Source organism: Phaeobacter sp. B1627, assembly GCF_006265095.1.
Lineage (GTDB): Bacteria > Pseudomonadota > Alphaproteobacteria > Rhodobacterales > Rhodobacteraceae > Epibacterium.
The window spans coordinates 51,075-61,508 of sequence record NZ_VCNK01000033.1 but is presented as its reverse complement, the minus strand read 5'-3'; the positions used below and the strand labels follow the sequence as shown (position 1 = coordinate 61,508).

Here is a 10,434-nt window from a genome sequence, read left to right as displayed (position 1 = left end):
AGATAGCGGGTGATTTCCCAGGTTGAAAATTTACGCAACCGTTTCTCGCCATCGGGCGCATAGCCCCGTCGGGCGAGATCCTCACGGCCCTTGCCACAAAGCGCGGCCGCCTTGGCAAAGCGGCTGGTCTGAATAGGATCGGGCAGCTTGCTTGCGGCTTTTTTCGGGTCCAGATTGAAATAGGGCGGTAACGTCGGAGATGTCATGACGGTGCTCGATCTCGGCTCGTGTGTTATGTTTTTGCTTATATGGCCCAGAGTAGAGAACATCCTGGCGCATGCATAGGCCATACGGACCTGTCGGTGAAATTTCTCAGGTGCCCAAAGACGGTTTCGCCGCGAAACTGGCGCCAAACCGCTGTATTTCCATCACATCATCCAAATCAATGGCAACCAAACATTTATGTTCTTTCAGAGTCTATAGAATCTTTGCCCTGATATAATCATTGTGATTCAATTGGATAGCGTCCATTGGGTGCCTGTATTCAGGATCAATGGGACCCGGTCACAGGATGAAAGGGACCCGTTTGCAGGATAAAGAGCACCGAAACACGGGGCCAAAGGTGCCGATTCTCGGGATGGGGTCGCCCGGATGCCCGTCGCCCTCGGAGCCGACCCAAGAGGGATCTGCAGGGGGAATGGGCCCTTTGCAAGAGTCTGAACGGCCTTTTTAGACCCTGCGCTCTGCGAGGCGCTCCGGCGCGCTGCGGCCGGGGTGGCGCTGCCGCAGGGGTGCGGTGATTCGGGTGATGACCCGGGCGCTGTACTGGGTTTCTGGCTTTCATCCCGTTCATGGGTACCTTTCGCCGCTGGCGCGCCCGGCCGGTTGATCACCACCAAAGGAACCCTGACGCGATTGTCACTTGGGTGCCTTTTATGGCAGAGTATGGATAAAAATACGAGGCATATGATTCCATGGCAGAGCAGGGTTTCGACACGGATCGCCTGACCGGTGCGCTGACGCGCGAGACGGTCAAAAAGAACGTGGCCGCGATTCACATCAGTGGCAAGCTGACATTGCTGCAGCGCAAGCTGTCGAACGTGTTGTTGCTCAATGCCTATGATACGCTGACCTCCGCCCGCAGTCACACCATCGACGCGCGGACTCTGGCGATGATGGTGGGCTACAATTCCAACGATATGGACAGTCTGCGATCCAGCCTGCGGGCGCTGGCGGAAACGGTCGCCGAATGGGATATGCTGGACGAGCAGGGCCATCAGGAATGGGGAGTCTCGGCGCTGCTGAGCTTTGCCAAGCTCAAGAACGGGATCTGTGAATACGCCTATTCCCCGGCGCTGGCGCAGAAGCTCCATGATCCCAAGATCTACGCCCTGATCAACGTCAAGATCCAACGCAATTTCACTTCTGGCCACGGGCTTGCGCTCTACGAGAACTGCTATCGGTTCGTGCGGACGGGATCGACCGGCTGGTGGACGCTCGACATGTTCCGCAAACTGATGGGGGTGGATGGCTCCACCTATTACGAGACGTTCAAGCATCTCAATGCAAAGATCATCAAACCGGCGGTCGCCGAGGTGAACAAGAATTCCGACATCATCATTGAACCGCAAACGCGCAAGAAGGGCCGCGCCGTCAGCGAGATCCGGTTTCTCATCCGTGAGAATCCGCAGATGGCCATGTTCCAGATCGACGACAGCGACGGGGTGCGCAATCTGGCGGTCTATAGATCCTTGCGCGGGCAGGGGATCTCGGACCGGCTGGCGCGGCAATGGATCACCGAACACGGGCCGGACTATGTGCAGCAAAAGCTGGACTACGTGGCGGGGCAGGGGGAGGTGAAATCCCGTGCGGGTTATCTGCGCGCGGCGATCAAAGGGGATTTCCTCGACCCCGGCACCAGATCCGCGCCAAAGCCGCCACCGGACCCTGAAACCCAGGCCCGGATGGCTGCAGACCGCGCGGCGCGCGACGCCGCAGCCGCAGCCGAGGCGGCCGCCTTTGAGGCGCGCGTTGCCGAGCGTCGCGACCGGGCGCGGCACCTCGATGTCGTCGAGAGTCTGGTTTCGCGGCGAAACCCCACCCAGCGCGACGCCGACAAACGGCTGTTCCTGTCCCGTCTGGACAGCGACCTCGACCGGGAGCATTTCCGGCAGCACGGCTGGCGCTCGGCTCTCAATGCCGGTGCAATCATCGCGTTCTGGCAGGAGATGGAGCCGGAGGCCTTTGAGGGGCCGGGGGCCGAGGCCTGAAACTAGGTCTGGAACATGTCCTTGTAGCTGTCCCGCAGGATGTTTTTCTGCACCTTGCCCATGGTGTTGCGCGGCAATTCGTCGATCACGATCAGCTTGCGGGGATGTTTGAAGCGCGCCAGTTGTTTTTGCACGGCAACCATCATCGCCTCGGTGTCCGGGGTCTGTCCGGGGGCTGCGACGACCACGCCCAGCACGGTTTCCCCAAAATCCGGATGCGGCACGCCGATCACTGCGGTTTCCAACACGCCGGGCTGTTCATCCAGCACCAGCTCGATCTCCTTGGGGTAGATATTGTAGCCCCCCGATATGATGAGATCCTTGTTGCGCCCGACGATATGGACATAGCCGTCCGCGTCGATCCTGCCGAGGTCGCCGGTGATGAAAAACCCATCCGCGCGCAGTTCGGCGGCGGTTTTTTCCGGCATCTGCCAGTAGCCTTTGAACACATTGGGACCGCGCACCTCGATCTGGCCGACGTCGCCCTGCGGCAGCGTTTCGCCACTGGCGGGATCGGTGATTTTCAACTCCACGCCGGGCAGGGGGAAGCCAACGGTCCCGGCGCGCCGGTCGCCCTCGTAGGGGTTGGAGGTGTTCATATTGGTTTCGGTCATGCCATAGCGTTCGAGAATACGGTGGCCGGTGCGGGTTTCGAACTGCACATGGGTTTCCGCCAGCAGCGGCGCCGAGCCCGACACGAAGAGGCGCATATGCGCGGTCAGATCGCTGTTGAACCGCGCGTCCCCCAGCAGGCGTGTGTAGAAGGTGGGAACGCCCATCATCGTGGTCGCATCGGGCAGGGCCGCCAGCACGGTTTCAAGGTCGAATTTCGGCAGGAAGATCATGCTGCCGCCTGCGATCAGGGTCACATTGCTGGCCACGAACAGCCCATGGGTGTGAAAGATCGGCAGCGCGTGCAGGAGCACATCGTCAGCGGTGAAACGCCATTCCTGCGCCAGTGTTTCGGCATTGGAGAGCAGGTTGTCCTGCGTCAGCATCGCGCCCTTGGACCGGCCCGTGGTGCCGGAGGTATAGAGAAAGGCCGCCAGATCGCTGCCCTCGCGGTCCACGGTGACAAAGGACAGCGGCATTGCGGCGGCCTGATCCATCAACGTGCCGGAGCCATTTGCGTTCAGCGTCTCCAGCCCGGCCGAAAGGGATTTGGCGATCGGGGTCAGGGTGGCCTCGTTGCGACTGTCGCAGATCACCACCGAGGCGCCGCTGTTTTCGATGAAATAGGACAGCTCGTCGGCGGTGTAGGCGGTGTTCAGCGGCAAGAAGATCAACCCGGCCTGAACGCAGGCCGCATAGAGCGCCAGCGCCTCGGGGGATTTCTCCACCTGAACGGCCACCCGGTCGCCGGGGGTCAGTCCGGTCTGGGTCAGCACATGGGCGATCTGCGCCGCCGTGCCGAGAAAGTCCTGATGGCTCAGAACCGTGCCGTCGGCCAATCGAATAAAGGGGGTCGCCTTTCCGGCGTGGGTGCCGAACAAGCGGTCAAACAACGGATTTGCCATAGGTCGAGCCTTTCTATGCCTGGACGCTGCGTGCCGTGCTGGCGAGGCTTTTGACCTCGGCGGAGGCAGGCACGTCTTGTGTGGTCGCGAAACGTTCGTGGTTCTGGGCCACATTCTGAAGATCGTAGAGATAGTTCACCATCGCACCGCCGGACTGGGCCCGGCCTTTGTCGGAGGTATCCGCATCCGCGTGAACCTTGTGGACGATGGCGCCATTGCCAAGGTGGAAGCGGGCGACCGGATCATAGGGCAGGCCGCCGGGGCGTTTGGCGTTGAGCAGGTAATGCGCGGCCAGCGCGCGCAGGGTCTCGGGCGTGGCATCGGGGCCGGTGATATCGCGATCCAGACCCTCGGACTGCGCCCATTTGACCAGACCCGGAATCGGCGAGAGGGTGACGAAGGTCGCCAGTCCCGGCAGTTCCGCTGCGAGGTCAGAGGCCACCTGCTTGATCAGGGAATTGCCAAAGGAGATGCTGGCCAGCCCGGTCTGACAGTTGGAGATCGAATAGAAGGTCGCGGTATCGGCCTCGGCGGCGGGCATTGCCGTGCGGTCCTGCGCGAGCAGCGCCTGCACGGAGCCGGGAATGCCTCTGGTCAGGGCCACCTCGACGAAAATCAACGGCTCATCCGGCATTGAGGGGTGGAAGAAGGCAAAACAGCGCCGGTCCTCCGGTTCCAGCCTGCGGCGCAGGTCGTCCCAGCTGTCGATGGCATGCACCGCCTCATAGGCGATGATCTTTTCGAGGATATGCGCGGGGCTTTCCCAGTTGATCGGGCGCAGCACCAGAAAGCCCCGGTTGAACCAGCTGAGGAAGAGGTGGCGGAAGTCGATATCCAACGCCTCCAGTTCCGGCTCGCCCCGGCCCAGCCGCAGCAGATCCGCGCGCATCCGCACCAATGCGCCGGTGGCGTTCGGCAGCCGGTTGAGGCGACGCACCAGTTCCTGACGGCGGGGTTCCGAGGCGGCCATAAAGGCCCGATAGGAGGCGCGAGACGGATTTTTCTCATATGTATCAAGTGTTTGCCTTACCTCGTCCGGGGCGATATTCATCTCGCTTGCCAGATGCCGAAAGAACGCCAGCTTGCCGTCATCGTCAAGGGTTTTGAACCGGGCGAGGATTTCGCCCGCCAGCGCCAGCCCCGAGGTCTCCCCGGCGGAGCCGACCAGCGCATCGGCCAGCTCCTCCAGCGGGCGCCCGTCGGAAGCGGCGGACTGCACGGTGCGGTGGCGGCGTTCGAAAACGGTGGAAAGGAGTTCCGCCAGAATGCTCATATCGCGGCTCCCATCACCAGGTTCGGAAGCCAGGTCGCCAGTCCGGGCATCAGGCACAGCAGCACGATGGCCAGGATCATGCAGGCCACGAAGGGCAGGGAGCCGGTGAGGATCGTGCGCAGCGAGATATCCGGTGCGATGCCGTTGATGACATAGAGGTTGAGCCCGACAGGAGGCGAGATCAGCCCGATTTCCATGTTGATGGTCAGCACCACGGCGAACCAGATCGGGTCAAACCCGGCGGTGGTGATGATCGGCAACAGGATCGGCGCCGCCATCAGGATCACCGCAACCGGCGGCAGGAAGAAGCCCGCGATCAGCAAAAAGACATTCACCGCCCCCATCAGGACCCAGCGGTTCACATCCAGCGTGCCGATCCATTCGGCAATGGACTGGGTGATGAACAGCGACGACAGCATATAGGAAAACACACCGGCGGCGGCGATGATGAAGAGGATCATCACGCTCTCCTTGGTGCTGTCACGCAGCACAACCCACAGATCGCGCGGGTTCCAGAGCTTGTAGATGATCACCGCGATCAGCAGGCACAGCAGTGCGCCGACGGCGGCGGTTTCCGATGGTGTGGCGATGCCGCCGTACATGGCATAGAGCACGCCGAAGATGATCGCCAGGAACGGCAGCACGCGGGGCAGGATCTCGAACCGTTCGGCCCAGCTGTAGCTGCCCGAGGCCAGCAGCGCCGAATTGCCCGACCGCCAGGTGGAATAGAGCGACCAGGCCATGAACAGGCCCACCAGCAGCAGCCCCGGCAGGACTCCGGCCAGGAACAGACGCCCGATCGAGGTCTCGGTGGCGATGCCGTAGACGATCATGGTGACCGAGGGCGGGATCAGGATGCCAAGGGTGCCGCCGGCCGCGATGGAGCCCGCCGCGACCCCGTCCGGGTAGCCGCGTTTGCGCATCTCGGGGATGCCCATCTTGCCGATGGCTGCACAGGTCGCAGGCGAGGAGCCGGACATGGCGGCGAACAGGGCGCAGGCCCCGAGGTTGGAGATCAGCAGGCCGCCGGGCAGGCGGGTCAGCCAGCGCTCCAGCGCCTCATAGAGATCGGCGCCGGCCCGGGTGGAGGCAATCGAGGCCCCCATGATGATGAACATCGGGATCGACAGCAGCGCAAAATTGTCGAGTTTGCCAAAGAGGATCTCCGGCATCAGCTCCAGCGCGCGGGGGCCGTCAAAGAGGATCAGGAACCCTGCGGAGACGATCAGCAGGCCAATGGCCACCGAGACGCCGGAAAACAGGACAAGGATAGTGACGACGGCAACGATGCCGCCCAGCAGAAGCGGGTCCATGTCCGTTACTCCAGACCAAAGGGTTTATCGGTGCCCGTCAGCAGGGCGATGAAATCGGCAATCAGCTGCAGCAGCAACAGGCCGAAACCGACGGGAATGGAGAGGTAGGGGATCCACAGGCGGACGCCCCAGACGGTATCGGACCGCCAGCCGCGATCCATCGCGTAGTGCCAGTATTCATAGCCGTACCACAGCATGATCGCCATGATGGTGATCGACAGGACGGAGGTGAAAACCGCCAGCACGAACCGCGCCCGCGAGGGCAGGGACAGCGGCACCAGATCGACATTCACGTGGCCCCGGAGCCGCTGCACATAGGGCAGCCCCACGAGGGTGGCCGCGATCACCAGATAGATCACGGCCTCGGTCTGCCAGATGGTGGAGCCGTTCAGCACGAAGCGGATGATGATCATCTGGCAGGTGATGGCAACGGCTGCGACGATCATGGCGGCCGAGCACCAGCCCGCCAGGGTGGAAAGGGCCGCAACAAAGCGGAGAAAGGGGTTGTTGCCCGTATGGGCTATAGCTGCCGAACTGTGGCTTGCCATCTTCGCCTCCAGAAATTTATGGGTCAGAGGATCGGGAAAAGCGGAGCGGCGCGGGGGCCGCTCCGGGATTTGCCGCAGTGAGGGGTCGGTCGGATTGCGTCAGGGGCGCGGGGGCCGGTCTGACGCACTCCGGTCACTCCACTGCCAACGCGAGGTCAAGAAGCGCCTGGCCGTCATTCACATCCTCGACGAACTGCTTGTAGGACGTCTCTTTCGCCAGCTCGCGCCAGGCTTCGAAATCGGCAGAGGACATCTCGGCGATTTCGACACCTGCATCGGCAAAGACCTTGGCAGAGGCCGCGTCTTCCTTTTTGGCCTCTTCCAGATAGAAGGCCTGGGCCTTTTCGGACGCGGCCAGCAGGGCGGCTTGTTGCGCGTCATTCAGACCCTCGAACGCGGTCTTGTTGATCAGCATCGGCTGATACATGAACCACAGCGCGACATCGCCTGCGGGTGTGTAGCAGCTGACCTGCTCGTAGATCCGGTAGGACACGAAGGAGGACGACGAGGTATTGGCGGCCTGCAGGACGCCGGTCTGCATGGCGTTGTAGATCTCGGACGAGGCCATGGAGGCGATCGATGCGCCGGCCCCTGCCAGCATCTGCTCAAAGGACTTGCCAGCCGCGCGGGTCTGCAGACCCGCGACGTCTTCGGGGGCGGTGATGCATTTGTCCTTGCCTGCAAAACCACCGGCGAGATAGCCGTGGACCAGCACCATGACGTCATCCTCGGCCATCTTGGCCTCGAGCGCTTCCATGAAGGGCGAGTCGGACAGGCGGGCGGCGTGGTCGTGGTTTTTCACCAGACCGGGCATCAGTGTCAGGTTGTAGGCGGGCTGCTGACCACCGGCATAAGAGAGCGGCAGCACCGTCATGTCGAGCTGGCCTCGGCTCAGCGGTTTGTACTGCTCGCGCGGTTTGAACAGCGATTTGGAGCCGAAAATCCGGATCGACAGGTCAACGTCAGCCGCGGCAACATCGTCCGCAACCATCTGGGCCACTTTGTGGCGGATGTCATTGTTGGACCATTGATGAGACAGGCGGAGCTCGGTGGCGCTGGCCATGGACCCGGCAGCCGTCATCGCAAGGCCCGCAATCGCGGCCTTCAGAAATCTATTCATGGTATCCTCCCTTTTGGTCCCCCGGGCTGGCCGGAGGTGCCGTAAGGGTAGGCGTCAGGTGTTTTTTAAGTCAATACTTTTGTATACAAGAATAGGTCTCTTGAATTTCAGGGGTGGGGAGGTAATGATCATTCTCCATGGAACACCGCCGCGCAGACACCATTGCCGAAGAATTGGAGGAGCTGATTTTCAGCGGCGTCTACGCCGATGGGGATCGCCTCGACGAGGTCCGTCTGGCTGAACACTTCGGCGTGTCGCGGACCCCGCTTCGGGAGGCGCTCCAGAGGCTCGCGCTTTCCGGCTTGGTGGAGCTGATTCCCCGTCGCGGCGCCTTTGTGCGCCAGCCCGGGCCGGTGGAGCTTTTGGAAATGTTCGAGGTCATGGCGGAGCTGGAGGCGGTCTGTGCCCGCCTTGCCGCGCGCCGGATTTCGGATACCGCCCTGACCGAGCTGCGTGCCGCTAATGAGAGCTGCCAGCAGGCGGTAGAGGCCCGCGACGCGGATGCGTATTATTTCGAGAACGAACGCTTCCACAGCATCATATATCAACAATCGGGCAACAGTTTCCTGGCGCAGGAAGCGGCGAAGCTGCACAAACGGCTGCAGCCGTTTCGCCGTCAGCAGCTCCGGTTTCGCGGTCGCATGGCGCAATCCATGGCCGAGCATGAAGAGATCGTGCGGGCGCTGGAAAACGGCGCGGCCAACCCTGCCGCAGAGGCGCTGCGCAATCACGTGGCGGTTCAGGGCGAGAAATTCCACCAGCTGATGGCCTCGCTGAAGAGCGCCGCCGAATAGGGCGCGGATGTCGACCCGGAGTGCCGCATGGGTTGCGGCGGATGGGAATACGGACGTCGGCGTGGTGAGGTCCTGATTGGCCGGTTGGCTGGCGGCTCTCGGTCTGCATTTCGGGCCGCCCGTTGCCGGGTCTTTTTGTTGGCGCAAACTTGTTGGCGCAAACATTTTTGCGAGCTGGGCGCGATCCGCCTCGGTTGGGGCTGAGAAAAATTGGATAGGTTATATGACCTGAGCGGGTCCGGGTCGGCTCCTGTGGTTCCGGCGCAGTTGCGTGGGACAAATTGTCCACCTACCGCAGATTACCACTGATAAGCCGGACTTTTTTCCACGGGGTTGGGTCCTCATATGAATATGAAAAATTGAATGCATGGGCGCATATTTATCGAAAAAATGATTGTTGGCAGAATTTTCTTACCAATTTTTTCTTTTCGCGCTACCGTGCCCCTGTCAGCCGCAGATCCTGGAGGAGACTGATCTGCCGGCCCGACAAAAACAGGGAGGAACTTCATGAAAAAACTGATCACCAACCGTCGTGCGGCGTTGCGCACGCTTGCGGGGGCAGGGGCCGCCACCGTGGCCGCGCCCTATCTGGCGACCGCGCAGGGCCAGACCAAGACCTGGAAGATCCAGACCAGCTGGCCGGGCGGCGCCGGGCTGCAGATCTTCAAGGAGTGGTGCGCCACAATCGAAGAAAAGACCGGCGGCGAGCTGGCCTTTCAACCCTTTGGCGCCAATGATGTCGTTGGGGATTTTCAGCTCTATGACGCGGTGAAAAACGGCGTTCTGGAGGCGGTGAACCCCTTCACCATCTACGCGCAGGGGATCATTCCGGCGGCGACATTCCTGACCTCGATCCCGCTGGGTCTGCGCAATCCGCACGAATTTGACGTGTTCTACTATGGTCTGGGCGGGATCGATATCGCGCGCGAACTCTATGCCGCTCAGGGGCTGCATTTTGTCGGACCGGTGCATCATGGACCGAACATCATCCACTCCAAGGTGCCGATCCGGTCGATCGATGATTTCGCGGGCCGCAAGATGCGCCTGCCGGGCGGAATGGTTGCGGAAATCTTCAACGCCATCGGCGCCGAGACCACGGTTCTGCCGGGCTCGGAGATCTTCCCGGCGCTGGAGAAGGGCACCATTGACGTGGCCGACTATGTGGGTCCGGCGGTGAACTATGCGCTCGGGTTCAGCCAGGTGACGGATTATATCGTCATGGGCCCTCCGGGTTTCATGTCGCTGTATCAGCCGGTCGACATCATGGATATCACCGTCGGCCGCGCCGCCTGGGATGCGCTGTCACCGCAGATGCAGCAGTTCGTCGAGATGGAAACCCACGTCTACTCCGACATGCACCACGCCGCGATTCAATCCGCCGACCAGGAGGCCTGGCAGAAATTCGAGGCCGACGGCACCGAGGTCACCCGCCTCAGCCAGGACGATGTGGAGCTGATGACCGAAGTGGCCGTACCGATCTGGTTCGACTATGCCAACCGCGATCCGAATGCGGCGCGGGTGTTCAAGATCCAGTTGGACTACATGCTGTCGGGCTCGCTCGGCTATGTGGATCCGGCGCTGATCGAGGGGCTCGAGCTGAAGCTCTGAGGTCCCGGCCCGGAAACGGGCGACCACCATTGACCTTGCCGCCCGACGCCT

At 61.8% G+C, this 10,434-nt stretch carries 8 protein-coding genes and 1 pseudogene; 3 read left to right on the top strand and 6 right to left on the bottom strand.

Features of this window, described 5'->3' with window-relative positions; translation table 11 throughout:
* Positions 1-206, bottom strand: a pseudogene (locus FGE21_RS16500) (ATPase); the annotation flags it as partial.
* Positions 207-914: 708 nt separating this feature from the next.
* Between FGE21_RS16500 and FGE21_RS16495 the strand changes: the two are divergent.
* Positions 915-2,210, top strand: coding sequence for a replication initiation protein (locus FGE21_RS16495; RefSeq protein WP_139664520.1), 1,296 nt, complete (start codon positions 915-917; stop codon positions 2,208-2,210).
* A 2-nt stretch (positions 2,211-2,212) separates the two neighbouring features.
* On the opposite strand, the gene FGE21_RS16490 is transcribed toward FGE21_RS16495, so the two are convergent.
* From FGE21_RS16490 to dctP (FGE21_RS16470), 5 genes are all read right to left on the bottom strand, one after another.
* Positions 2,213-3,727, bottom strand: coding sequence for a malonyl-CoA synthase (locus FGE21_RS16490; protein ID WP_139664519.1), 1,515 nt, complete (start codon positions 3,725-3,727; stop codon positions 2,213-2,215).
* Between the two features lie 13 nt (positions 3,728-3,740).
* Entirely contained in the window at positions 3,741-5,000 is a 1,260-nt protein-coding gene (locus FGE21_RS16485; protein WP_139664518.1) for a malonyl-CoA decarboxylase, read from the bottom strand.
* Positions 4,997-6,313, bottom strand: coding sequence for a TRAP transporter large permease (locus tag FGE21_RS16480; RefSeq protein ID WP_139664517.1), 1,317 nt, complete (start codon positions 6,311-6,313; stop codon positions 4,997-4,999). The genes FGE21_RS16485 and FGE21_RS16480 overlap by 4 nt, the downstream gene beginning before the upstream one ends.
* A gap of 5 nt (positions 6,314-6,318) precedes the next feature.
* The gene (locus FGE21_RS16475; protein WP_139664516.1) at positions 6,319-6,861 is read right to left on the bottom strand and encodes a TRAP transporter small permease; all 543 of its coding nucleotides are present in this window, start codon (positions 6,859-6,861) and stop codon (positions 6,319-6,321) included.
* A gap of 133 nt (positions 6,862-6,994) precedes the next feature.
* Entirely contained in the window at positions 6,995-7,981 is a 987-nt protein-coding gene (gene dctP, locus FGE21_RS16470) for a TRAP transporter substrate-binding protein DctP (RefSeq protein ID WP_139664515.1), read from the bottom strand.
* A gap of 137 nt (positions 7,982-8,118) precedes the next feature.
* On the opposite strand from dctP (FGE21_RS16470), the gene FGE21_RS16465 reads away from it, so the two are divergent.
* Both FGE21_RS16465 and dctP (FGE21_RS16460) read left to right on the top strand, forming a co-directional pair.
* The gene (locus FGE21_RS16465; protein WP_139664514.1) at positions 8,119-8,775 is read left to right on the top strand and encodes a GntR family transcriptional regulator; all 657 of its coding nucleotides are present in this window, start codon (positions 8,119-8,121) and stop codon (positions 8,773-8,775) included.
* A 507-nt stretch (positions 8,776-9,282) separates the two neighbouring features.
* The gene (gene dctP, locus FGE21_RS16460; RefSeq protein ID WP_139664513.1) at positions 9,283-10,383 is read left to right on the top strand and encodes a TRAP transporter substrate-binding protein DctP; all 1,101 of its coding nucleotides are present in this window, start codon (positions 9,283-9,285) and stop codon (positions 10,381-10,383) included.
* Positions 10,384-10,434 lie beyond the last annotated feature (51 nt).